Source organism: Skermania sp. ID1734 (genome assembly GCF_007489285.1).
In the GTDB taxonomy this organism is placed as follows: Bacteria; Actinomycetota; Actinomycetes; order Mycobacteriales; family Mycobacteriaceae; genus ID1734.
Genome location: NZ_VLIY01000005.1, coordinates 177,453 through 202,403 on the forward strand (window position 1 = coordinate 177,453; position 24,951 = coordinate 202,403).

The 24,951-nt window shown below is 60.6% G+C and carries 20 protein-coding genes; 6 read left to right on the forward strand and 14 right to left on the reverse strand.

The genetic code is table 11. The features are described 5' to 3' along the window. Positions 1-5: 5 nt before the first annotated feature. The gene (locus FOS14_RS08185; protein ID WP_143769799.1) at positions 6-2,450 is read left to right on the forward strand and encodes a glycosyl hydrolase; all 2,445 of its coding nucleotides are present in this window, start codon (positions 6-8) and stop codon (positions 2,448-2,450) included. Between the two features lie 47 nt (positions 2,451-2,497). On the opposite strand, the gene FOS14_RS08190 is transcribed toward FOS14_RS08185, so the two are convergent. From FOS14_RS08190 to FOS14_RS08245, 12 genes are all read right to left on the reverse strand, one after another. Beyond that, a complete protein-coding gene (locus tag FOS14_RS08190; protein ID WP_143769901.1) occupies positions 2,498-3,601 on the reverse strand; it encodes a glycosyltransferase in 1,104 nt (367 codons plus the stop codon). A 241-nt stretch (positions 3,602-3,842) separates the two neighbouring features. Further along, on the reverse strand, positions 3,843-4,421 hold the full coding sequence (locus FOS14_RS08195; protein ID WP_255450159.1) for a YdcF family protein: 579 nt from the start codon (positions 4,419-4,421) through the stop codon (positions 3,843-3,845). Between the two features lie 253 nt (positions 4,422-4,674). Then, positions 4,675-6,282: a hypothetical protein gene (locus tag FOS14_RS08200; RefSeq protein ID WP_143769800.1), complete on the reverse strand. Its 1,608-nt coding sequence runs from the start codon at positions 6,280-6,282 to the stop codon at positions 4,675-4,677. 202 nt (positions 6,283-6,484) lie between these two features. Then, the gene (locus tag FOS14_RS08205; protein WP_185981670.1) at positions 6,485-7,864 is read right to left on the reverse strand and encodes a Wzz/FepE/Etk N-terminal domain-containing protein; all 1,380 of its coding nucleotides are present in this window, start codon (positions 7,862-7,864) and stop codon (positions 6,485-6,487) included. After that, entirely contained in the window at positions 7,857-8,867 is a 1,011-nt protein-coding gene (locus FOS14_RS08210; protein WP_143769802.1) for a hypothetical protein, read from the reverse strand. Before FOS14_RS08210 ends, FOS14_RS08205 begins: the two co-directional genes overlap by 8 nt. A 374-nt stretch (positions 8,868-9,241) precedes the next feature. Next, positions 9,242-10,246 (reverse strand): glycosyltransferase, encoded by a 1,005-nt coding sequence (locus FOS14_RS08215; protein WP_143769803.1) that lies wholly within the window; start codon positions 10,244-10,246, stop codon positions 9,242-9,244. After that, positions 10,243-11,490 (reverse strand): lipopolysaccharide biosynthesis protein, encoded by a 1,248-nt coding sequence (locus FOS14_RS08220; protein ID WP_255450160.1) that lies wholly within the window; start codon positions 11,488-11,490, stop codon positions 10,243-10,245. The genes FOS14_RS08215 and FOS14_RS08220 overlap by 4 nt, the downstream gene beginning before the upstream one ends. Next, positions 11,487-12,650, reverse strand: a complete 1,164-nt coding sequence (locus tag FOS14_RS08225; protein ID WP_255450161.1) for a glycosyltransferase family 4 protein — start codon at positions 12,648-12,650, stop codon at positions 11,487-11,489. Before FOS14_RS08225 ends, FOS14_RS08220 begins: the two co-directional genes overlap by 4 nt. Continuing rightward, complete coding sequence (locus tag FOS14_RS08230; RefSeq protein ID WP_370512190.1) at positions 12,647-13,807, reverse strand: glycosyltransferase family 4 protein; 1,161 nt, start codon at positions 13,805-13,807, stop codon at positions 12,647-12,649. The genes FOS14_RS08225 and FOS14_RS08230 overlap by 4 nt, the downstream gene beginning before the upstream one ends. Further along, positions 13,804-14,088: an acyl carrier protein gene (locus FOS14_RS08235; protein ID WP_143769804.1), complete on the reverse strand. Its 285-nt coding sequence runs from the start codon at positions 14,086-14,088 to the stop codon at positions 13,804-13,806. The genes FOS14_RS08230 and FOS14_RS08235 overlap by 4 nt, the downstream gene beginning before the upstream one ends. After that, positions 14,085-14,552: a holo-ACP synthase gene (locus FOS14_RS08240; RefSeq protein WP_143769805.1), complete on the reverse strand. Its 468-nt coding sequence runs from the start codon at positions 14,550-14,552 to the stop codon at positions 14,085-14,087. Before FOS14_RS08240 ends, FOS14_RS08235 begins: the two co-directional genes overlap by 4 nt. Then, positions 14,549-15,316, reverse strand: a complete 768-nt coding sequence (locus tag FOS14_RS08245; RefSeq protein ID WP_143769806.1) for a hypothetical protein — start codon at positions 15,314-15,316, stop codon at positions 14,549-14,551. Before FOS14_RS08245 ends, FOS14_RS08240 begins: the two co-directional genes overlap by 4 nt. A gap of 775 nt (positions 15,317-16,091) precedes the next feature. On the opposite strand from FOS14_RS08245, the gene FOS14_RS08250 reads away from it, so the two are divergent. The 4 genes from FOS14_RS08250 to FOS14_RS08265 all read left to right on the forward strand — a co-directional run bounded on the left by FOS14_RS08250 (position 16,092) and on the right by FOS14_RS08265 (position 20,648). Then, positions 16,092-16,565, forward strand: coding sequence for a helix-turn-helix domain-containing protein (locus FOS14_RS08250; RefSeq protein ID WP_143769807.1), 474 nt, complete (start codon positions 16,092-16,094; stop codon positions 16,563-16,565). A gap of 355 nt (positions 16,566-16,920) precedes the next feature. Continuing rightward, a complete protein-coding gene (locus FOS14_RS08255) occupies positions 16,921-18,171 on the forward strand; it encodes a glycosyl hydrolase family 28-related protein (protein ID WP_143769808.1) in 1,251 nt (416 codons plus the stop codon). Between the two features lie 75 nt (positions 18,172-18,246). Next, positions 18,247-19,380 (forward strand): acyltransferase, encoded by a 1,134-nt coding sequence (locus tag FOS14_RS08260; RefSeq protein ID WP_185981671.1) that lies wholly within the window; start codon positions 18,247-18,249, stop codon positions 19,378-19,380. A gap of 203 nt (positions 19,381-19,583) precedes the next feature. After that, the gene (locus FOS14_RS08265; protein ID WP_185981672.1) at positions 19,584-20,648 is read left to right on the forward strand and encodes a glycosyl hydrolase family 28-related protein; all 1,065 of its coding nucleotides are present in this window, start codon (positions 19,584-19,586) and stop codon (positions 20,646-20,648) included. A 70-nt stretch (positions 20,649-20,718) separates the two neighbouring features. Here FOS14_RS08265 and FOS14_RS08270 read toward each other — a convergent pair whose 3' ends face one another. Further along, positions 20,719-21,861 carry an acyl-CoA dehydrogenase family protein gene (locus tag FOS14_RS08270; RefSeq protein ID WP_255450174.1) on the reverse strand — a complete coding sequence of 381 codons (1,143 nt, stop codon included), beginning with the start codon at positions 21,859-21,861 and terminating at the stop codon, positions 20,719-20,721. Positions 21,862-22,682: 821 nt separating this feature from the next. On the opposite strand from FOS14_RS08270, the gene FOS14_RS08275 reads away from it, so the two are divergent. Next, positions 22,683-23,975: an exopolysaccharide biosynthesis polyprenyl glycosylphosphotransferase gene (locus FOS14_RS08275; protein WP_255450175.1), complete on the forward strand. Its 1,293-nt coding sequence runs from the start codon at positions 22,683-22,685 to the stop codon at positions 23,973-23,975. 261 nt (positions 23,976-24,236) lie between these two features. Here FOS14_RS08275 and FOS14_RS08280 read toward each other — a convergent pair whose 3' ends face one another. Beyond that, positions 24,237-24,863: a DUF6875 domain-containing protein gene (locus FOS14_RS08280; protein WP_143769813.1), complete on the reverse strand. Its 627-nt coding sequence runs from the start codon at positions 24,861-24,863 to the stop codon at positions 24,237-24,239. Positions 24,864-24,951: the final 88 nt, after the last annotated feature.

A 24,951-nucleotide genomic window follows, 5' to 3' on the forward strand; every position in this document is an offset into this window, starting at 1 on the left:
CAGCAATGGACTTGATCACCGACGCCCAGTGGTACTGCTGCGCAACCGCACCAGATTCGGTCACGAAGCCAGGCGACCTGCCGGCGCGTGATGACGACGCATGGTTTGCCGCCACTGTGCCCGGTACCGTCGCCCAAAGCGTCGGCACCGACGTAGACGTCGACGCGTTCGACTGGTGGTTCGTCACCGACGTGCGGCGAATTGGGATCGGCCCGTGGCACTTGCAATGCGACGGACTGGCGACGGTCGCGGAGATTTGGCTCGATGACACGCTTCTCGCGAGCTCGGAGTCGATGTTTATCCCGCTCAATCTCGAAATAGACCATCTGCGAGCCGAATTCCGGATCAGCATCCGATTTCGATCGATGGGCGAGCTGGTCGCTACGCGACACCCACGGGGGCGCTGGCGCAGTGGTTTGCTGCCAAACCAAGCATGGCGCTGGTTCCGGACGACTCTCATCGGCCGGGCCGCGTTTCTTTCCCGGCTGCCGGCCCCGGCCGGACCGTGGCGGCCAATGCACCTGCTGGATTCTGGCTCACCAGTTGTCGTCAGCCGCAACGTCAAAGCTGAACTCCGCGGCAATACGGGAACAGTGCGAATCGAAGTTGCGTGGCGGGGCCTTGATCCAGCGCTGGATCGAGTGAAATATGTTGTTGCTGGAATCGAGACGGACGCAGTGTTGACGGTCGCGAGCAGCGGCGAAGTCATTGCGAAGGCCACAGTGCACGTCGAGAATCCGCGGCTGTGGTGGCCGCATACCCACGGCAATCCAGATGTGTATGGGATCGAGGCTCAGATCGGTGCGCAGAAAGTCGACCTGGGGCTGTGCGGATTTCGCGAACTTTCGATAGATCGCCGTGACGGTCGATTCGCGTTGTCCGTGAACGGAGTCGAGATCTTCTGCCGTGGGGCGTGCTGGGTACCTGTCGACCCAGTCGGATTCGGCGACACCGAGGAGCTTCGACGGACTCTCGAGCTGGTCCGTGACGGCGGCATGAACATGGTTCGGGTCACTGGAACCATGGTGTACGAGTCGCCGGCCTTCTGGCAGGCCTGTGCCGAATTGGGAATCATGGTGTGGCAGGACGCAATGCTGGCAACGTTAGACCCGCCGGAGGACCCGAGCTTTCTGGCTGCTGTGGAATCCGAAATGCGCGCGCTGTTGATGGGCATTAGCGGAAACCCGGCATTGGCGGTCTTGAGCGGAGGCAGCGAAACCGAGCAGCAGCCAGCATATTTGGGTCTCGGGCCATTCCGGATCTCGGCGATACATGAAACGATTCCGGCGGCCGCCGCTGATCTCGCGCCCGACGTGCCCTACGTCAGTTCGTCACCCGCATCGCAGAATGAATCCGGCTTCTTGCCAACGTACCTGCGCAGCGAAGTTTCGCACTACTTCGGCGTCGGTGCTTATGAGCGGCCGCTGACGGACGTTCGCACCGCCGGTGTGCGGTTTGCTACCGAATGCCTAGCCTTCGCAACGCCGCCGAGCGTTGACATGGTCGATCGAGTCTTCGGTGGGTCGTATGTTGCTGGCCACCATCCGGTTTGGAAGGCGGCGGCGCCGCGAGACCGCGGCGCATCCTGGGACTTCGAGGACACCCGCGACTTCTACGTGCGCACCGTGTTTGGCGTCGATCCGGCCGAGGTGCGTCGGAGTGATCCCGATCGGTATCTCGACCTTGGCCGTGCTGCGATCATCGAAGCCATGGTGTCCTGCTACAAGTATTGGCGGCGAACCGATTCCGGGTGCGACGGGGCGCTCGTGTTGGCCCTACGGGACTTCGAGCCGGGGGCAGGGTGGGGGCTGCTGGACAGCGAGGGTCGTCCGAAGGCGCCGTGGTATCCGCTTTCACGCGTGCTTCAGCCAGTGGCAGTGACGGTTTCAGATGATGGGTTGAACGGGATTCGTGTCGACATGTTCAACGACACTGGCTCTGACGTCGAGGCGGAGTTGATTGTCGAGTTGTACGCGGTCGGCACGGATGTGCCGACAATCGTCCGCCGCGAGGTTTCTCTGCCGCCGCGATCAGCCACAACCACCACGCTCGATGCGCTGCTGGGGCGGTTCGTCGATGTCGGGCATGCGTACAGGTTCGGTCCGCGTGGGTATGAAGCGGTCCGGGTGGCTTTGGTACGGGATGGTGTGCCTGTTGCCGAAGATGTTCAGCTCGTGAGTCTCTACCAGCCGCATCGGGAGGACATCGGCCTTACCGCGACTGTTCGCCAGTCAGCAAGCGGCGCGTGGCAGATGCAGGTTCTTGCTCACCGAACTGCTCGTTATGTCGCGATCGATGTGGAGGGCTACGAGCCTTCCGATGATTGGTTTCATTTGCCTGCTGGCGCGGTGAAGACCGTCGCGCTACGGCAGAGAGGTGATTGCAAAAATGTCCCGTCCGGAACCGTGCGGGCGCAGAATTCCTTCGCGGTGCCAGTTGGTCGTGCGTAGTCTGGGTAATCAGTTTCGCCCGGCCACTTGTGACGAGCCAGGCCTCCTCACAAGTTGGAGACCACTTCACGCATCTTTATCCGAAATTGCTTCTCGGAAAAGGCTTCTGCGTGGCGACGTATTTCGGTGTCATTGAACTCGGCCGGCCGAAAGCCACGCATCGCTGCCGCGAATCGGTCGACAACCGCTTCATCCTCGCCGGGTTCGATCAGTATTCCTGACACATCGGGGATGACGGTGTCGAGCGATCCACCTGCGCCGAGCGCGATCACCGGGGTGCCGCAGGCCATTGCCTCGACCGGCACAATCCCGAAGTCTTCCACCCCCGGCATGATTAGCGCACGCGCCTTTTGCTGCAGCCCAACCAGCTCAGCGTCGGAGACTCTGCCCAAGAATGTGGTTTCCGGACCGGCGATCGCCTTGCACTGCGCCGCAGATCGGCCATCACCTGCAACGACGAGCCGCACACCCGCTCGCCGAGCAGCCCGCACGGCAAGATCAGCACGCTTATAGGGAACGAGCCTGCCGGCGAGGAGAAAGAAATCTTCCTTGGCCGCCGGCCCAATGGGCACAAACCGGTCCGTGTTTACTGGCGGATGAACGACAACGGAGCTTCTGCCCCACCACTTTTCGATCCGTCGAGCGACCTCGCGGGAATTGGCCACGATCGCCGTCACCTTCCCAGCGGCGAGGCTCTCGGTGCGAACCGTCTGACGAGCGAGCGCAGACAACGCTGCACGACCTACGCGACTCGAGGTCTCGCCGCGGCGCATTGCTGGATCCCATGCCCATCGTGCAGGGGAGTGCACATAAGCGATCGTCGGAACCATCGCAGCGCTCGCGGCCGCGAGGGCGAGGGCGTGATGGCTGATGATCACTGCATCGGCGTCTCCGAAATCCAGCGCCCGTAAGTTTCTTGGCACCAGGGGCAACAGTGGCGCGTGGGATTGTCGGCCGGTCGCTCTGTGCAAGCGATCCAACGCCGTCACCCGCATGCGGCCTTCGAGCGCCGGAGGAATGGCGGTGGGGTCGGCGAACGGGACATAAACGGTGGCTTCCGGCCACTCCATGGCCAACTGTTGAACCACGTTTTCCGCGCCGCCGCGTTCGGTCCATCGCTCGTGAACGATTGCCACTCTCGACAATGTCAGTTCCTCCTCAATGCCGGGAGTCGTTATCGCACGACGAATGGAGCACACGAACGTCGCAAATAGCACTCATGGGTTGTCGCGTTAGTTTGTCTACCGCGCCGTTCCAGATGCTCCGCGGTTCGATCACATGATACCGTCGAATATCTTTGCAGGTGGACGCAGGAAGATTTCGAGAATTCGCCTTCAAGGCGAGGGTGAAAGCATAGGCGAAATTTGCGACAGTCCTCCGTCCAGCATGTGGTCAACAACCATTTTGGGTGAGCGCCCGCAGCCATCCGCCAGTCTGATAGGCCCACGCGAAGAGTAATTCAGAAATACCGCGAGTCTGGGGGTACGTCGCCAGCTGTATTTGTCCAGTAAAGCAGCGACCGACGATGTATCGCGCACGATACAAGTGGTCTGTCGAAGTCACCAAGATGATGCTGCGCCAGCCGCGTTCCGCGGCGACAGTACGTATTTCTTGCGCTTCCCCACGAGTGGTCCAAGGAACAGGCAGAAAGCAGGTAATTGAGACACGCGCCGGTGTATCGCAGATTCGTGTCATCACCGGGTCTCGGGGGCCTGCAGAGTTAGAGATCAATACCTGGGGAGCAAGACCTTCTTCGGCGAGTTGGATGCCATAGCGAAATCTCTCGTAAGTCGCGCCGCCGAGTACGACGACCGCGTCTGCAGGCTGTAGCGGCTTGCTCGTGTTCGGGTCGACGTAAACATTGCGGATCAGCGCACCTGTTGCCGCTACGAGGAACGCTATCGTAATGCATGCCCAAAGCTTAATCCCCCTGCTAGCCAGCAGAGTTCGGGCAGGACGCTTACGTATCACCTTGACGGATCCGTTCCCAGCGGCAGGGCCACGAAGGCGCCGTCGGGTCCGATGATGGTCGCGGCGGTAGCGTCGGAGGTGACCGGCGTGTGTCTCGGAATCGGCATCAGCACACTATCGCCGGATTTGTCGTGACGCCGGGTCGCCTTGCCAGTCGAGCGAACAGGGCTGTGTGTCCTTTGTCTCGATTGTGTCGATGAGTATTAATAGCGAGCATGGCACGCAATGGCGTCCTACGCTCAAGTGCGGTCACTCAAAGATGTGCCTCCGGCATGGACTGGCGCGCGGAAGTAGAAACTTCTGCACTTTCTTGCTTACACCAGCTGAGCACTTCGCTTCGAACAGCGGCGCGTACCGCCGGATGATATGCGGTGTGATCGCCAGCATCGGTGCGAATTACCCGTAGTGGCGCGTCGAGACGTTGCAGGCTTTCTGGTCCACGCTGTGTTCGGAACCAATCTGCGTCGAAAGGGGCAAGGATTACCGAGACCCGGATGCCCTTTTGCAGCAACGGGCGAAGTAGAACTTCCGGCACTTGGGTAACGCCAAATCTTCCTAACCACAACCAGCTCCGGTACGGCATGTACTTGGATAAGAACGATTTGAAGCGTCCGCGGAAAGACCGCTGGAATGCAGGATCGGTGCGAAGCAGCCCGAAGTCTGCCGGTAACATTTGATCGTTGTCGGCGCAATCGTGCTTGTTTCGCCACGACCAGAGAATCACATTGATCAGCACGACTGCCGACGCTTTCGCTGTTCTGCCCAACTGCGCCGAAAACCACGAACCGGAGCACACCCCCGCAGCAAGCAAATTCGATGGTGGCGCCGCGGCGGCAGCCGCGTCGAACGCGTCTTCAATCGCCTCGGCGGAGTAGATGGCTGTCGATTCGTCCAGTTTCACCTTCGCGGTCTCGCCCACCCCGCGCCTGTCGAAGCGGACGGCACAGGCACCGGCGGCGGCAGCAAGGCGAGACAGGGTCACCCATTCTCGATTGGGGCCATGGTGGGTGTCGTTGGCAGTGCCAAAGAAGAGGGCTGTGCGAGTCGTCCGGTCGATGGTGTCGTCGGCAGGCTGCGACCGGATCGCAAACAGGCGGTTGGGTCCCAGGAATTCGATGCGCTCGATGACAGTTATTCCTCGGCCCTCTTCGAACACCGCCTGTTCGACGTACCGCGGGTCAATCGGCATTGTGTCGGTCGGTGTCACGCGGTCGAGCCAGCTGGCGAGTGTCTGAATCGCTTCGCCGGGAATCCGCACGACGTACCCACACGGCTGGACAAACTCAACCATTCCGTCGACCTCGAGATGCTCTGCTGCCGTGGCCTCACAGAAGTGCGCCAGGTGTGGGTCGCGGCGACCACGACGGGGGGCGACCAGCCAGCGTGTGGCAATGGGCGCGTCGGTCGGCGACAAACGAAGCTCGGCTAATTTCTTTGCGGCTGTGTCCGCATAGCTTGTGCCGATCAGTGCAACTGTGTCGGGATCTTCGACTACTTCCTCGATCGCGGTGTCGGTGGTTCGCGCGCCGTTCGCAGAATCGTTGTGATGGGCGTTTACCGTCATGGAATACAAGGCGCGTTGTTCTCGTACGAACGCCCGGCCGTTGCTGATCGGGTCCCAGAGGATGACTGGACCCAACGGGATGGCGATCTGCCCTGCGATCAGAGCTCCAGCTCGTAGTGCGATCACTGCGGGCCGATGCGGTGAGAGATCCTGCAAGTAGGCGAGGGCCTCGTTGACGCTGTCCAGCCAACGCTCAGCGATATCCTCGCGCACCGAGTCGAGAGCGGAGTCGCCGGTGCCGTAGTAATCGAACCTCAACGCGGCAAACCCGCGTGCGGCGAGTGTCTCGGCGAGCATTCGGAGACCGCGCACACTGTCGAATTGCTCCTTGGCCAGCGGTGAGCATATTAGGACCGTGCCCCGCACCAGCCTTGACGCTGGGTGATGGAGAACACCAAATACTGGTCGGCCCGGTGGTCCGAAGTAGGTCGGCCGTTCGCAGGTGGCTTCGAGAATAGAACCTCCAGGTGTCTCTGGAATATTGCTGGGAAGTGGCGTATCAATCATGTGGGCCACCCACCGATTGACGAGCGGCGTTGGCAAGCATGTTGTGGAGCCGCCGCTTGTGGGTGAAGGCAACAAGCGTCCGGGGCGCATCACCGTTTGTTAGCGCGCCCGAGGTATGTCTGCGGTCGAAGCCGTAGTCGCTGCGGATCGATTCCGCGGACCGCACACCGAGTGCGATAACTGACAGTTTTACGGCCGAGCCGATCCGGGCGTCGCTACCTGGGGACAGACCGTCGATGAGGACGTAATCGTATATAGAAGTGGCCCGGGCGATAATCGATTCCATTCTGCTGAAGGCCAGCAGATCTGGCAGGTCGGCGCGCTGGATGCCAGCGCCGATCACCTGCACACCCTGAGGCTTCCCTGGATCCGCGGTGGCTACCGCAGCCGCCTGGCCGTCGTTACCGGTGTACGTAAGAGGTGCGTTCGTTCGTCGGCGATGGCTGCCGCCACCGTTGCTGAGCGGGATGAGGGCGATGTCTTGGCCCCCGCGAATGTATTCGGACATGCCCGGCCGGTCGGTGAGACCGGCCTCCTCAGTGAGACCTGCACCGGAGGTACGTGCATCCAGTACCAGCACCGATGCACCGGTGGCCGCGATGCTTTTTGCCAGTTCACGAGTTATCGGCCAGGTATTGACGTCGAGGCTCATCACCGCCACGGCCCGGCGAGAGCCGGCGCGTGCGTCGGAGACGGCGGCGCGGAGCGCACGTGGATCGTCTGCCGGTACCACCGCGACGCCGACTGCTTTTGCGAGCTGGGACTCGCTACGCACGCGGGAGTCGAATCGAATGAGCGCATAGGCCGCCGCGGCTCCGAGCACAAATCCAGCCGCCAGTCCGGCGAGGACGAATTTCGTGCTGCTGGACGCCGAGGAGACGGGCGGGGTCGCGTTGCTCACGGGAAGCAGACGCGACCACACCGGCACACCGGGCGCCGGTGTTTCCAGTGTGTTGACGAGTTTTTGCAATTGACGGGTGGTCTCGGCCGCCAGGTCACTCGCCAAGCGAGGGTTGGATGCCGTGGCGGTAACATTCAACAGCAGTGTGCCGGGCGGAAACGTCACCGAGAGGTCTTTCGCGATTTCCGCCGGTGTCATGTTCAAATCCAGCGCCTGGGCGACGCTCGTGGCGACTTCTGGGGTCGTCGCCAGCGCGGCGTACGAGGCGATGCGGCTGTGGGCGGCCTGGATTGCGTCGTTGGCATCGCCACCGGAAGTGCCGCTGTTGTTCACCACCACATACAGTTGTGCTGTCGAAGAGTATGTGACCGGCCGCGATGAACCGTAGGCCCAGCCACAGATAGCGCCGAGAACCGCCATCGCCGCGACGACCCACCAGACCCGCCGCAATATGCCGGCTATGTCAGACATGTGCATTCTCTAACACCACTCTTTCTGTGGTCGACGGTGTTTGCGGGCGAGCCGCACGGGCGCGATGCGCGCGAAAAGACCGGTATTGGGCAACGGCGAGCGCGACGATGGCGGCAACCACCATCTGCTGCAGCGTCTTGCCGACCGTTTCGCTGATTCCGAGCACACCACGCTCGAACAGTGGCGGCAGTTCGACGAAGGCAAGCCCGAGTAGGTAGATGTGACGCGACCGCAGGCAGCGAGCCACCAGGAAAATCATGGCCAACACCACGAACGACTCAGCGAAAACGCCTGCGTAACCGGCGACGAGATAGCCCTCGTTGAAGTGACCTTCCGCCAGCGACACCGTTACCTGGCTCATGTCGACGGAGCTACCGCGAACGTTCGTAGCCCATTCCACGCCCGAGGGATATTTAGTGACCCCTAGTTGCGAGGGGATCAGATCGATCACGGCACGATGCGCAAGCTCGGCGGGGCTGATCCACGGTCTGCCATTCATGTAGTAGACGTCGGTGGCGGCCTCGAAGAGGTCGAAGCGGCGAAAGATGCTGAGGAAGGGGCGAACCCCCGGCGGATATTCCAGGTCGGCGGAGGCTGCTTGCATGGCTGCTTGAGCGGTCAGGGTGCCAACCTTGAAAGACTGTAGCCAGCTGAACATTGCGCCGACCGCAACCCCGCCGACGACGATGCCGGCAGCCCGGGCACGGGATATGCCGCTTGCGCCGATACGAATGATGACCGCCAGCACCGTGCCCAGGAACGGTGTTTTGGATTGCTCAACGATGCCCCACACGAGCTCGATGAGCATCAACCCGCCGATGACCGAAAAAAGCACAAAATTCGAACTGTGCCGATAGTAAAGGATCAGCCCCAATGCGCCGAAAGTGCCGAGGGTGGTGAAGATTTCCAGATAGGGATTGGTGCTAGTGACGTCGCCGGCCTTACCAATATCACCGGTCGCGAACATCGCTATCTGTGCCAGCACGCCGCCGACGAGCAGCACTGCGAACGCTCGTATGGTGTTGGATGACTGTTCTGGTAGTTGTGACGGAGGCGCCGGCAGGAGGCGCTGCCACAGAACGAAAACTGCGACGAGTGCGACATATATCCACATCGAGGTAGCGATGGGTGCGAGCACGTGAGCGACACCGTAGTCGTAACCGATGGAGGCCAACCGCGGGTCGGCAATCGAGTCCCCAAAGCTGGGTTGCGGCGTCACCTTGAGGAGCAAGATCGGCCGGCCGATGAAGGAGATACTCCAGCACACCGTCTGCACCACCAGCAGAATCCGGGGAATGCCCCGCGCGGTCAGGCTCAGTCCGAGCAACACCGCCAACGGAATGGCGGTGTGAACAACTTGGAGGTAACCGGGCGACATCAGACGACGCTCGCCAGAATCTGCTCGGCACGGTGCCGATATGTATGCCCGCCGGTGGTGATGGCGCGATGGCCACGTTCGGCGACCGCGCGGGCAGTTGCCGGATCCGCGGCGCACCGGTCCAGGATGTCCTTCAGTTCGTCCGGTGTGTCGAAAAGGAAGGCTTCTTTTTCGTCAGTCAGCAACTCGGCGTGTTCGATGGTGCGAGGGCCCACAAAGAGCCCTCCAGCGGCCGGAACTTCAAATGTCCGGCAGGTGTGCGTGTCTCGGTTATCCGAATTGAGCAAGACCAGATTGGCGAGTATTGGTGCGATTGCCACCGACAGCGCTTCGCCATACTGTGCGCCCGCAGTGTGAGCGCCGCTGGTTTTGAGCGCGGCATGCCTACGCCAACCGGGCCCGGCAACGTAGAAGGCATCGCCATACCGGTGGGCGAGTTCGGTCACCAACTCCACACGGTCGGGTCGCAAGACTCCGACAAAGCCTGCGGTGAATGTGTGCGCGGTGCGCCGTGCGACGGGGTGGTGCCAGGCGGGATCGAACGCGCTGAGCACAAAGACGGCGTGTCGGGCGCCGCGTGCGCGGAGCTCGGATACGTTGTGAGCCTTGGTCGTAACGATTGCATCCCAGCATTGCTCGGCTGCCAAGTACTCCGGTGTTGTGTTGTACGGATTGGACACGTCATCGGCGCTGTAGTGAATCTTCAGGGCCGACGGAAGTTCGAACAGGCGCGCCTGATCGAGAAAGATCGACTTGTAGCAGAAGAGAAGGTCCGGGCGCATTGTGGCAGCTGCCGTCGAAAGTCGTTGGTGGACGGCCTCGATGGTTCGAGCATGTCGCTTGCCGGTCGCTTTGGCATACATCCACGGCGGCGTGCCGCGCTTGGGCAGCGTAACCGCGGTGGTGTCGATGACGACGACGTCGTGACCGGCCAGCCGGAAACCATCGGCGAGCGAACGCGCGTTGCTGCCGTACCAGTCGTCGCCGACGAACAGGATCTTCATGCGGCGACCGTTTCCTGAGATGCCTCGGCCCGGGTCTGCAGATATCGCACTCGCCCGAGATAAAACAGTGCAACCGTGCTCTCGGCGGTGACGATCGCGACCACGAGAGTCATCGCGCTGTGGTTCTGTAAGGCGATTGCAAACGCCGTGAAGGTGATGGTTGCGCCGATGCCGGCACCGTAGATGGCTCCGCGGGTGTCCTGGTAGACCGGAAGGATGGCGGTAGAGATGAATGACGCGGCCGCCATGCCGGGCAGTACCCACACTTCGACGCGCATGATGACGATTGCGCCATCGAAGTCCTGTCCGAAGAGGACGGGTACCACCCATGGCGCCAGCATCCACATCACCGCGGCGGCGGCTGCTCCGATGCTGGCCACAATGCCTACCATCCGAAACGCCCCTCGCAGGTCGTCGAACCGCGCCATCCGTGGCAGCATGCTCCAACCGATGCCATCGAGAAGGGATCCTGCGGCCTGCACGGGTCGATCACTGGCGCTAAACAGGCCCATGGAGGTGGGCGAGAGCGCTGGTGAGAACACCGTGGCAGCCGCCTGCTCGTAGGTGTTTTCCAACATGCGCGCTGTCAGAATCGGTGCACCCAACCGCAACAGCCGCCATTGTCGATGCGGGCGGTGGGGCCTGCCGTAGTCGCGAATCGTGATCAACCATGACCAGAGGACCGGGATGAGCGATGACCCGAGCAGGCAGAACATTGCTGTGTAGGGGCTGCGGACGAGTGGCAACAACGCGAACAGCGCGACGAGGTAAGCCAGCCGGCCGGCCGACTGGATGCCTACGAGCGTGCCAAACCGGTTCTGGCCCACCAAGACCCAATCATCGCCGGCCGAACTGACGCCCCCGGCGAGCAGTCCGAGCGTCAACAGGGGTACATGTGCGGGCAGGACAGAGTGGGTGAACGCGGTGAGCCCGGTAGCCAGAAACAAGGCGGCGAGCGCGGTCAGTATCGCCGCTCGCACCGCCGCATAGTTGCCACGCAACTGCGGCAGCCCCGGTTTGTCGACTCGCGCGGCCAAGTAGGGCGTGATGCCCATGTCGGTCACGAGAGATCCGACGAAGTAGGCCGACATCGACACAGCCAGCAGACCCATTCCGTGGGGCCCGAGTATGCGGGCGGTGAACGGCAGAGTCACCAGCGCCACGGCGTATTGGCCGTACTTGCCGAAGGATACGAATCCGACGTCACGAATGACCGCAAGCCGGGAGGTTGCACTTGTCCTCACGGAACCATCGACCTGATTTCGGGAGTAGCTGATCGCAGTACGGCCAGCGCCGATTCTGCACTTGCCGCGAGGCTGAAGGCTTTGGCTCGGTCCATAGCGCGCGCGGCGATAGCGAGACGAAGCTCATGGTCGGCGACCAGATCATCGATCGCCCTCGCGAGTTCACCGGGTCGGTTGGGCGCGACGAGCACACCGTCGACGCCATTAGTCACGATTTCGGTCGGCCCACCGAGATCGGTGGCGATGACCGCGCAGCCAACCGCCATCGCCTCCACCACGACCTGACCGAACGGTTCGGTGAGCCGCGTGTATTGAATGACGATGTCGGCGTCCGCCATAGCTGTCAGTGGCCGCGGCTGGTGCCCTACGAATGTCACTCGATTGCTCAGACCTAACTCTTCTGTGAGCGCGCGAAGCCGCGCGCCGTATTGCTCTTCGCCAAAATGAGATCCGCCAATGAAGGTCACTTCAGCCGCAGTGCGAGTCTGCGCCAGCGCCTCGAGGACGAGGTCCTGCCCCTTCCATTCGGTGAGGCGACCGACCATTGCGATGCGCACAAGATCCGCAGGTCGCTGGGGCTTCGGATCCGGCACCGTAGTGAGGTCGACGCCCGGATAGGCCACTGTGACCGGCTTCCACAGTGTCCAGAGTGTGCGGCGGGTCCCTTGGCTGTTGGCTATGAACGCGTGCGCCACGACCAGCCCGAGAAATCGAATGAGCGGTGCCAGCCACCCGAAGTACTCGCGGCTGATGCGGTCGTGCACTTGCCAAACCAACGGAATACGGGCGCGGCGGCTAGCGATCGTGCCCATCAGCAGCGCCTTCGTCGACTCGGCGATTACGACCGACGACTTCGTCTCGCGGAGTACTCCCCCGACAGTCCAACCCGCCGCCAGCATGGCGAATGCCCCACGAACAATCGGCATCACGGAGCCGTCTCTAGTCACCGAGCGGCTGTCGAAGCACACCGGTGACACAGTGACCTCGACGCCACCTTCCTGCAGGAGGTCGGTGAGGGGCCCTGGTGCTGTCAGTACCGCCGCCGTGCGGTAACCCTGCTGCGCCAGCGCACACGCGAGCCGGGTAAAGGCCAGCTCGGCTCCCGAGGGAGCGCCGGTATGGCTCAGAAAGGTGATTGCGCCGCCGCGTATAGATTTCACCCGCGCACCTCGTGATACAGCGCGGCGTGTCGATCCGCGCACGCCGACCAGGAAAAGTTCTCCGCGTGTGCCCGGCAACGTGCAACATCTGGTCGATCACCTTGCAGCGCACCGACGAGCCTTTCGGCGAGCATCGCGGGATTTTCCGGAGGTACGACGAGGTCATGTGCGAGGTCGTGTACCGAGTCGGGTAGACCACCGACATCGGTCACGACTGGCGCGCGACCTGCCGCCAGTGATTCGAGCGCGATCAGTCCGAACCCTTCCAGACTGCGTGTCGGCACAACGGTCACCGTTGCCGCGCGGTAGGCCTCGGTAAGTTCGGCGTCGCTAGCTTGCCCACACAGTTTTACCGAGTGTTCGATTCCCAACCCAGCTACGTGCGCGGAAAGTTCGCCAGCAATCGAACCAGTCCCAATGATGTCCAGTTGGGCGTCCGGCACGTCGGCTAGCACCGCCGGCCAAGCATCCAGGAGCACATCCAAGCCCATACGGCGTTCGAGGCGCCGGACACACAGCACTCGCGGCGGCCCATCGGGTATCGCTGAAGGTTCGAAACGAGTCAGGTCGACACCGGGTGGAATGACGGAAACGGCCTCAGGGTGCACGCGATAGCGTTCGACCAGCAGTGCTTTGAAGGCCCTCGACAGCACGACGAACCGCTCCGATCGGCGATACCTGGCTTGTTCGACAAAACGCTGCACGGCGACCGTTGGTTTGTTCTTTCCGGCCGCGGCACTTTCCAACGACCATGGGCCATGAAAGTGGGTCACGACGCTTGCCCCTCGTGGGGCGCCGCGACCATACAGGGCATAGTGCCGGTCGACGATTGCGGTATCGGCTGGCGGTGCCGATCGTGAGGAACGGACCCGGCTGATCGTTCCTCTGTCGAAACTTCCCCATGACTGCCCACCTGGGTCGGCGACACCGAAAGCTGCGGCAGTGGCGCTGATGTCGGGGCGACGCTGCAACGCGGCAAAAAGATCGCTGAAGTATCGGGTCGATCCACCTCTGTCGGTGCCGAACCAGGCGGAACCAACCATATGCACACGAATTGGGTCGACCGACGACGCGGTGAGAGCAATGCGTTCCGGTTTTGCCGCGTGAGATGCTTTGGCTTGCAGGCGAGTCGGCTGATGCCGCATCGATGTAGTCATTGCATTACTCCGTCAGTCGCGGCGCGGGTTCGTATCGTCGCGATTGCATCGAGAATTGCCTCGATGCTGGCGAAGGTCGACTTGCGCAGCAGCGAATCGGGAAAGTGCAGGTCTAGAGCCTCCTCAATCGCCATCATCACGTTCACGCTTGCGTGCGAGGACAACCCCAGGTCGTAAAGGTCAGCGGTGCGGTCGATCGTTGCTGCGGGAGCGCTCAACTGGGCACAGCTGTCCAGGCATGCTTCGACGGCGTGCAGGTCGACTATCTGCGGTGTTGTCATGAGAATCCACCTCGGGGGTGTTGCTCCCGAGCACAGTGCTGCTGCTTGTCCATATGCCGTCCTTCCTCGAAGTCTTCGAAGGTCAGTTGGATGGCGACAACTACTGCGATCGCAATATCGGGCTGATGCGATAACGAGAGGCTGGTTGCTGCAATTCGTCGTTGACGAGCCAGCTTCGCCGAGTGTCCGTGAAACCGCAGATCTACCGCTCCGAAAGGATGGCGAACAACTTCGATGGAAGTCCACGGAAGCATGTCGCCTGCTGGTCGTAGCACTTTTACCGCGGCCTCTTTGGCGGCCCATCGTGCAGCGAATCGCTGAGCTTGGTGTGTGCTTCCGGCACAGTCTGCTCTCTCGTTGTCGGTAAAGATCCGACCCAGATAGCGGTCACCGAACCGTTCGATGCTGGCTGCAACTTCTGAAACGGAAATTACATCGCATCCCACCTTGACCGTCTGGTTCATCCTGCGAACACCCACCTTGGACGCGACCAGATTTGCCAGTGCTCGATGACCCGAGTACCGATTTGCTCGTAAGTGTGCCGCCCGGCGTCCGTGGCGAGTCCGAGCAGCACCGTCGGGCCGTGTTGTTGCGCCGCGAGATGCACGGTCGCGCCCATGAGACGTGCGGCCAGTCCCCGCCGCATCCGCGCCGGGTCAGTAGCCATTGCCCATCCGGTGATCACCGATCCGTTCCTGCATGTCACAAACGTGCTGACAAGCTGGCCCTCATCGAAAAGTCCAGTAAAGAGCGCATTTTCGTCGTTCATAACCGTGGCGGAGTAGATCGTCGCCGCCAGTTCCTCAGGCACCGCGAACGCAGCCGCGGCAATCTCCCGTGCTCTGGGTAGATCGGCCGGAACCAATTGACGGACAGCGCGGTCCGGCGCGCCGTTGTTACTCAGCATCATCAACGGCAAGGTGCGTAGACAAACCCAATTCGCATCTGCCAGAGTCTGCGCGCCGCCCAGGCCTGCGCCGGCGAGCATCACCAACGTTGGATCTTTCGAAGCGAGAACAGTGTCAATGACTAGGGTCGTGAGTTCGGCAGCCGGCTGGTCGTGGACCAGCGCGAGGTTATAGTCGGGCAGCAGACTTCCCGCCGACGCAATCCAGTATGCGTCTTGCACATGGTGCAACCGCTGCGCCCAAACTCCCGCGCTGACGCCGAACGCGGTTCTGTAGGAACGTATCTCGGCCTCGGAATCCGCATGGCTGAGGGTTGTCACGACGCGTCCTTTGTTGTGGCAGTTCGGTTGCTGTGTGGACACTCGTCCATGAAGGTCGGTGGCGCGAGGTTCACATCACATCGAAAATCGGGATAGCGCGCCGCCGCCGTCACCTGGCGCGGCCCTCGCCGGCTTGTCACATCGGTGACGCCCGGCCCCGCCCGCCGTTGTGCATGCGCCGATCACGTCTAAGTCTCGACATTGTCATTTGAAATCTGGCCCTCGTATCTGTCGGTCGGAAGCCTTTGGCACGACGCTCACGTAGCTGGCAGCCGATTCCCGACGCGGCGACCGTCAAAACGCTAGCAAACATCTCACCCTCGTCGTTACGCTTCTGTCAACCCGGCAGGGCCAGGTTTTTCAGAAACGCGCGAATCGCCTCAAAAGTACTGGTGCCGTTCGTGTTTAGCGACGCTCGGGATGGGCGCCGATTCACCCTAGAATTAACCCTGTGATTCACGTCACATCGAGTAACAAGTCGCGAGTATTCGGCTCGCAAATGTGCAGCTAAGAAGCGGTTCGGCGGATTAGCCGCAGTTCGCAAGCCTGAAGTCGGCGAGGTTGACACTGGCCGGACCTGAAGTATGTTTTCGCTACGGGTGACTACGAGCCGCGAATCGGGGGGTCGGAACTGCCGGCGCTCCGCGTCAGCAGGAATGGGCCCGGCTTGTGCGTTTGTGTGCGGACAAGAGATTGGCCAGATCTCATCGAAAGACACGGGCGCCACGCGCTGTCGTATCGCCAACGACAGAAGAAGGGACGCGGACAGTCAGCAATGCACGAATTTGCGACCCGCCTGAACAGGCTATTCGATATGGCTCAACCCGTCGGACGAAAACCGATCACCAACTCCGAAGTGGTCAAAGCGCTCGCTGCGAGTGGCCACCACATATCGAACCCGTATCTATCGCAACTTCGGTCGGGCCAGCGAACCAACCCCTCGGAAGCGACGATCACCGCGCTGGCCCGATTTTTCAAGGTAAGGCCCGACTACTTCTTCGACGATGAGTATGCCGACACCACAGAACACGACTTGCGCCTGGTGAACCAATTAAAGAACCGCGCGTTGCGTCAACTCGCTGTCCTCGCCTTTGATCTGTCCGAAGAATCTAGACACATGCTGGGAGCGTTGGCTGAGAAGCTTCGACAAACAGAAGGACTCATTCCGGATCGATTCGCAACGCCGAGATCTGCGACCCGGCACCAGGGCGCTTTTCGCGACCCGCGATCGCGCGACGCCGTGCGGTGAACATGGCAGCGAGAAATCGTTACGCCAGCGCTGACCGCTCAGCCAAGAACGGTTCCGCGGATAATTACCTCGACACACCAGGCGTTCTGGACGCGACCGCGTTGCATGCTTGCCGATGGCACCCTTTGTCACGATCACTCCTCATTTCACCCCCATCCATTTCAATCCCGGCGCATCCTCGGGTTAGCGTCTGGTTACGACGCCCATCGGCTCTCGCTGTGCCGCGCCAATATGGCGGCGCTCTGTCGATGTGGCGTTGTCATACTGCAGGTCAATGGGTCAATAACGACTCTCGTCGCCGATTAGACACGGGCAGGCATTCTAGGGCTGTGTCGTCGAGGGATACGGAGACAGAATGAGTGCGGGGCGACGCCGCGATAAAAGGATTGGCCGTCGAGCTTTTGTCACTGGGACAGCAGCGGCCGCGGTGGGCACCGCCACGGTTGTGACCGAAATGCTCAGCCATTGGCCCGCGGACGAAACAGAAGTCGAGTTGGTTTCCAGCGCGTCGGACAATGCGTTGCCGCTGGATTACGTGAACGTCAGAGCCTCGCCATTCCACGCCGTAGGCGATGGGCAAGCTGATGACACCGCAGCCATTGCAAACGCATACGCGTCAGCGGAGAGCAATCGTCGGCCACTTTATTTCCCAGCCGGTGTATACAAGGTTACCTCGTTACCATCGATCGCGAGCTACATGACCGTCCTTGGCGGCGGCGAGGACCTGAGCACTATCCTTTACCAGGGCACCGGAACTCTGCTGACCTTGTCGAACGCCCAGCGTGTGGCCTTCAAGAAGATCGGCTTCTGGCTAACTGGGGCCAGCGGGACGATCGTCTCGCTGGACCAGTGCTTCCGCTGTTCGTTCGACTCAGTGGTTTTCAGAGGGCAACACGTAGACACCTCGGCATACTTGAACCAGACCGGCGTCATCCTGACCGGGAATACCGGCGGTACGACGTTCATAAACTGTGACTTCACCAATCTGGGTATCGGCCTGCAAACATCGTGCATTCAAAACTACATCACAAACTCCAAGTTCAATAGCAACAATGTGAGCATTCTTGGAACTAGTAACAATTTTAATGCCGGATTGGCGATCCAGAACACCGATTTCGTATCTACCGCAAGGGTGACTGATAAGCACATCTACATCGACGGCAAGGCCAACAACTGGTGGCTGACGAACGTCTGGTTTGAGGGCGCCCGTTCCGCGATTGTGGTCGGTGAAGCCAGTGTGGGCGGACCATCCCAGTTCGGCATGGTGAACTGCCAAGTGGCGGCCACCAAATTCGGACTAGACCTCCAATACTGCCGGCAACCGTACCTGGCCAATGTCATCTTCTATCCCGATAGTGGTGGTTCGTCACCAACCTTCTTGCGGATCAATCCACAGACAGTCCCGCAAGGCTCAGCGATTAACCTCATCAACACCGCGGAATACGACTTTCCACTGTCAACATTTCCGTCGGGCTGGAATGTCATCGGTCGCGCAATAACGGTCAACGCAAACGGGCCGATTGTCTTGTCGCCGAACGGTCATGCCTGGCAACTAAAGGTCAGTAACACGGGCGCGCTGACAGCTGCCGACCTCGGTGTGATCTGAGCTGTGAGAAGTTTCGTTGCGCCGCAAAGCTTAAGCATCCATCTCAGTAGTTGAAGGTCGAACACAATGCATCGGTTGAGCGAGTCAACAGCCACAATCCCACGCCGACGCTTGAGTTCACTTCAGGTCGGCCGCGGCTTGGCGGCGCTTGCGGTTGTAGCGTTCCATGTAAATGACACAATGGCGAAGAGTAAGTATTTTGGACACGGTCCAGCAGGGATTTTTCGTGCGGGAGACTCCGGAGTTAACTACTTCTTCGTACTGAGCGGATTCGTAATTCTGATCGCGCATTGGTCCGACTTTCAAAAGGGTGACGCGGTATCGTTGTTCGCTTGGAAGCGATTTAGACGAATTTATCCTCTGCTTTGGTTCGTTCTGGTCTGCTTATGTGCACTATTTATTGTTGTCCCATCCCTAAGGTCAGACGCACAAGTTGGATTCGGTGCCGTGGTCTCGGCATTTCTCACACTGCCCGCGAAGCATGAGGTGTTTCTCTTCGTGGAGTGGACGCTGCGGCATGAGTTGCTGTTCTACATCGCATTCGCAATCGCCTTGTGGAGACTCCGTGTCGGCGTGTTGATTGCAATTATTTGGACGACGCTTTCGGTGGTACAAATGGTGACCGACTGGCCGTATCCAGCGAGTTTCTTCCTCACGCCGTTTCACTTCCTGTTTGCGTTTGGCATGATCGCTGCAATAGCTTACATAAGAAATATTCACGTCGCTCCTGTGTCAATTCTTATCACAGGAGCTGTTGGTTTCGCGGCTTGCTGGCTTCTCGTGGTATTCGCTGATATCCCTAGCGGTTCGGCGTCAATAATCATCGGGAGAGGCGTAGGTGCCGTTCTCATCGTTTATGGTAGTGCTGTCCTAGAATCGCGGGGTGCGCTGAAGTTCCCGCGTAGCCTCCTAGTCCTCGGTGATGCCTCCTATGCTTTATACTTGGTGCATTTCCCGGTTGTTTCTGTGCTAACGAAGATTGCGTTTTATGTTCATCAACGAATCGCTTATCCGCCGGTGTTGGCCGTTCCGATCATGATTACGATTGCGACCGTGGTCGGTGTTGGTGCTCATTTCTCAATCGAGAAACCGATGTTGAGTCGACTAAATGGTAGACCTTGGCGAGCGTCGCGACGGGTTGCCTCCAAGCGACAATGTGAGCTAGCGCATACCTCTTGCAGCAGCACCAATCCAGAGCACCGCGGATGATGGAGCAATCAAGTCGCGAGCGAGAGGAAGCGGTGCGCCAGGAGTCTCTCGAAGGCGATTGCGACGAGCGGGAGCAGAGCCGCACATCCCGCGCAGCGGTAGGAATAGGCGCAGTTGGAGTGGGCGCAGTGCTCGCCGGAGTGTTCCTAACCAGCAGCGGGCAAAGTCCGGATACCGCAGATCGATCACTGCCGCTAGGATGCGTGAACGCCAAATCCGATCCCTTCAAAGCGGTCGGTGACAGTAACGCCGACGACACCAACGCTCTCGCAAAGGCCTACGCTGCGGCAGCAGGCACTGGGCGCCCGCTTTACTTACCGCCTGGCGTTTACCGGGTCACTAGGCTTCCGAAGTTTGCGAGCCACGCAACGGTGTCGGGGGCGGGCGCAGATCTCACCACTGTCTTATATGAGGGCGATGAGACACTGTTGGCATTAGCCAATGTCGATGGAGTGTCAATTCAGAACTTGGGCTTATGGGTGACAGGTACTACCGGTACCGCTATCGAATTAGTGGACGCGACGCGCTGTGCGTTTGATTCGGTACGGGTGCGCGGCCAGCACGACGCGGACACGCCATTTCGGAGCCAGACCGGTATTGTGCTCGCCGGCCGCACGATCGGTACCTCGTTCATTAATTGCGATATTGACAACTGTGGTATCGGAGCGCGGATATCCAGCCCGTTCAATTCGTTCACTGAGTCGAAGTTTTCCACAAATTACACCAGCATTTGGTGTCAGGATGGCTCGATCGGAGCGGGCCTGGCGATCTCGAACTCGGAGTTCGTCTCGAAGGCGCCCGCAACCGACTGCCACCTTCGCATCGAGGGCGACGCCGGTAGGTGGTCATTGACGAACGTCTGGTTCGAGGGTGCCCAGTCGGCGATTGTGGTAGGGCAATCTGGCGGCAATGGACCCTTACAATTCGGAATGACTAACTGCTTCGTTTCCGGCACCGGTGCCGGGCTTGACATCCAGTCTTGCCGGCACCCTTATCTGGCCAATGTGATTTTTGCTCTCGACCTAAACGGTTTGGCTGATTCGATGCTACGGATCGATCCGGCGAACGCTCCTGCCGGAATCGCCATCAACCTGGTCAACAGCGTGGTGAGAGAGTTTCCAGTGAAGACATTTCCTGCAGGTTGGACGATATACGGGAACGGCGGCGTTATTGAGGCCGGTGGGCCGACTATCCAGGGTGCGGATGGCCGTACGTGGCGAATTACTGTCTCCGACCGGGGAGAAGTTGGAGTCACCCCTGCCGGGTGACGGCATGGCTTTGTCTAAGACGCTTACCGGCGTACGCGGAGATCGTTCTGGGCGAACCTGGTCATCGATCTCAGTAGTTGCGAACGCCAAGTAGCAACTCCGCATTGCTCCGGCGGATCCTCCCGTTGTTCACCATGATCGGTGCAGAGAGGGCGTCGCGGATGATGCGGCTCATGCTGTCGGGGGAGTCGAGCCGATAACCCGAGATCCCGCAGATGGTGGCAGCTCCGATGACGATCTCAATGAGGGCCTGCGATTGGCTGAGCTTAACGGTGTCCATCCGGACCGACTCCCGTCGAGTTGGCGGTCGCACGTCGACCAACGGGCCAAAATCGTGGATCGATGACTGCACACTGTCGCGCATGGCCTGCAACGTGACCACCAGATCGGCAAGAGCCAATGCGGAGTCGGGCGTTTCACCGATCTGCTTGCGGGCTTGGCGAGAAACCACCTTCTGGGCCCGGAGAAAGGCGCTTTCGGCGATGCCGAGCCAAGCCGAGCCGCGCAGGATGTTGGCGACTGGAACGTACGTACAGGCCTGCACAGCTGCAGTGTCGGGCAGGATCTGATCAGTCGAGCCGGACGCGCTGATATGGAAGGCGTTGCTGCAGGTTCCGCGAAGTCCAAAGGTGTCCCATGGGCCGATCTCCCGAAGCTCGAGGGCCGGCGGAAAACACAGCACGGCAACTTGGTCACCTGGAACGCTTTCGGGCGTTCGGCGGGCTGCGACCACGAGGCAGTCGGCGTAGCGGCCGAATGAGACGGTGGCAGCCTCCTTCTCCAATCGGAACTGCTCACCATTGGTCTCAACCGCGCATATGCTCCAGCCCCCACCGCCGACGCCGACCTCGCTTCCGGCATTGGCCAGCAGAAGGCGATCGCGGGCGATCCTGCTTACGAAATCCCGCATCCACTCCGTTTCACCGTGGCGCACGAGCGACGCCACTTCGATACTGTGCATCGCCAGCACCATCGCGGTCGACGCGCACGAATGGGCAAGCACGCGGACTGCATGCGAGATGTCGGTCAAAGAGGCGCCAAGGCCACCAAGGTCTTTGGGCACCAGTGCGCCAAGTAGTCCGGCCTCTCGAATGGCCGTGACGGCTTCGATCGGAAATCTGGCGTCGCGGTCCACTCCATCGGCCGCAGGCCCGGCGATGTCGCGACTGATCTCCTCGGCGATTGAACTGACCGATTGCACCCGAACCTCCATTTGCTGCCCGACGATGAAGATACTGCGGTGCACCCTTGGTGCGGCAAATCGTGTACGCGATGGTGCGAAACCCGCTAGCTGGTATTTCTAGACCGCTTGCCGCAATCCGGCGGTCTGCGCGGAACCGTTGTGCTTGGCAAATGTTTGCTGTCAGCAAATGTTTAGCATTTGCTAGCTAACTCGCGTTTCGAAGTCCGTGGAGTGGGTAGGCGATCGGTGATGGCTTTGAAATACGGTGCGTTGCTTGCCTTTCTATAGTCACTACGAGGCACGCATCACCCGAAAGTTCACCCTGTGATCCAGATCACACTATTGCCGCCGCTATACCAGTAACGGATGGCAAATATGCAGTTAAACGCACTATTCGAGCCTATTTTGTCCGACATTGAGTCGTGCCTGAGGTGCTTGGCCATGGTTAGACGCACAGGTAGGTTTCGGCAGGTAGGGCGAGGCGAGTGGGTCGGGGGGCCCTGGAAATCAGCAACGGCAGTCGCGCTGCATCTGAAGGTTGTGGCCGGCGCTGCCGAGGAATGACAGTCCCCCTTCGAGCCGAGGACCGCAGAATGACCACATCGGTGGAGTCGCGCCGCAGGCGTCCGACCCGTCGCCAGCGTCGAGCCGCCGCCCGAGCGGGAGCTGGCACGGACGCGCGTGGCGTACAGCCAAGTCTTGTCGAAATCATTCCTGCGCCGGTGGATCCGGCGCCGGGCCCAGTGGAGACTCTTGCGGCTGAGCTGATCCCGGTCGAGCCAGTCACGACAGTGCCCGGTGTGGTCGCCGGTTCCAGCGCTCGAATCGCGCGTTGGATGTCGGTCGCGGTGATGCCTGCATTGGAGGGCATTGCCGCCGCGGGGTGCGTGCTTGTGCTGTGTCGGGGTTTGTCGGCGGCACTAGTTGTCGGGGTGGCGGTCGCCATTGGCGTGCGGCTCGGCGAACGGGGTCGGCGTCGGTTGACGCTGTCAGCGCTCGATGACGTACCGGTCGTCGGGGTGGTGGCCACAGTGGCGACGGTCTGCGGGTATGCCGTAGCAAGGTTCGGTGCGCCGGTGACTGTGGCGCTGACCGCCGCGGCAGCGGTGTTCGTGTCGATGCTCGTGACGCGGTCGCTCTTCTACGCAGTCCTTCGCAGGATGCGTCGCTCGCCGCGTTTCCGGTCACGGACGCTTGTGGTCGGTGGTGGCGAGGTCGCCGCCGCGCTGAGCAAGGCGATCCTCGAGAATCCTGAGTTCGGCCTGGAACCCGTCGTCATGATCGACGACCGCCCGGTCAGCGGCGCAGCCTCGGGCCCCGTGCCGGTCGGACCTGTACAGCCCCTGCGCGAGATCATCGACCGCGACAACATCGACGTCGTGATCGTGGCTTTCTCCAACACCGCCGACCGTGCGGTGGTCTCGGCGCTACGCGAATGCGATCGCACCCGCTGCGAGATCTACATTGTGCCAAGATTTTTCGAGTACCTATCCATGACCGGCAACATGGACCGCATCCGTGCTGTGCCGCTGATGCTGGTGCGCCGCGACGTGCACCGCTCGCTGCAATGGCGGGTCAAACTGGCCGCGAGTCGGCTGTCCGCCCTTACCGCGCTTGCTCTGCTGGCCCCTTTGCTCGGCCTGATCGCGCTGGCCGTTTGGATCGATGATCGTTCTGCGCCGGTACTGTTCCGGCAGACTCGCGTTGGCATGCACGGCCACGAATTCACCATCTTCAAATTTCGGACCATGCGACCTGCGAACGAGCATGAATCGCAAACGAACTGGAACATCAGCGCCGACTCCCGCGTCAGCCGGCTGGGCAAAATTCTGCGTAAGAGTTCGCTCGACGAGCTTCCTCAACTGTGGAACATTGCCCGCGGCGACATCACTCTGGTAGGTCCCCGCCCCGAGCGTCCACACTTTGTCGATCATTTCGAATCAACCATCCCCGGCTACAGCCACCGGCACCGAATTCCCGCTGGGCTCACCGGTTGGGCCGCCATCCACGGCTTGCGCGGGGACACGTCGATTCAAGATCGTGCGCTCCATGACAATTTTTACATTGAAAACTGGAGCCTGTGGCTCGACTTCAAAATCATCATCCGCACCGTGGGCGCGCTTATCACCCGGCCGGGGAGCTGACCTAGGTAACACCGTGCGCCGGCGGAATGCGCCAAAGTGTGTGCCGCCATTCCGGGCTTTCCGCTGACGAGCGGCGCTGCCCCCGGCCGGTTCCGTATGCAGTTGCCGTCAATTACACCGCGCCGGCAGCATCCACCGAGCGTCGTGGTGTGATGCGGACGCGGGTAGGAAGGCTACCGATTCGTCTTCTTGCGCCGGTGTTTTATCCAAACTGCCTTACGTGAAATGACGCTATGTCAAACTACGTGGTGGCGCGCCGCCTCAGGTGTTGCTGAATCGCTTCGCTAGCTCGGACCGCACAAGGGATGGGACCGTCGGCGCATAGCGACGCAGGTACGTTTCAATCCAACTGCGATCCGAGCTGAGGAAGGGGAAATCGCTGCTTACCATCTGTCGGATGGCGATGAGCGGTCGAGGAGACTGCAGTGGCCGAAAGTCGGAATTCCAGAGTCCAGGTTCGCTACAGGTTGGGTAGAACTGCCCGATCATCATTCCCTCGCGGACGAAGTCCGGCTTGAGAGTTCGCTGGATCGTGTCGATAACCTCGTAGTCCGTTACATCAGGAAAGGCGAGAATGATCGCTTTCAAGATTGCATCTCTGCCGTCCGTGGGCTCGAGTTCCTCGAAGGTTGCCAACAAATCGCGAACCTCTAATTTGACGTCCAAAACGTCAGGGTTTTCCCCATGCAACGTCGAGTACCACAGGAAACCTCTTTCGATCGATGACTGCACGAACGGGCACACCGGCCCAGATCTACCTAGATTTGCATTCGGTTGGGCCAGGAAGTTTTCGACCCAATCGCGGATTTCGGCCAGGCAGGGATCGGCAGGTTGGGCTGAGGCGGCCTTATCGAACAGCGGTGACAGTTGTCCGATCAGGGTCCGCACGGTATATCCTTCGCATTCGATGTCAGATTCTGCGCAATTCTACAAGATAGCGGTGTTGGTTGTTGAACAATTGTGACCTTCCGTGCTT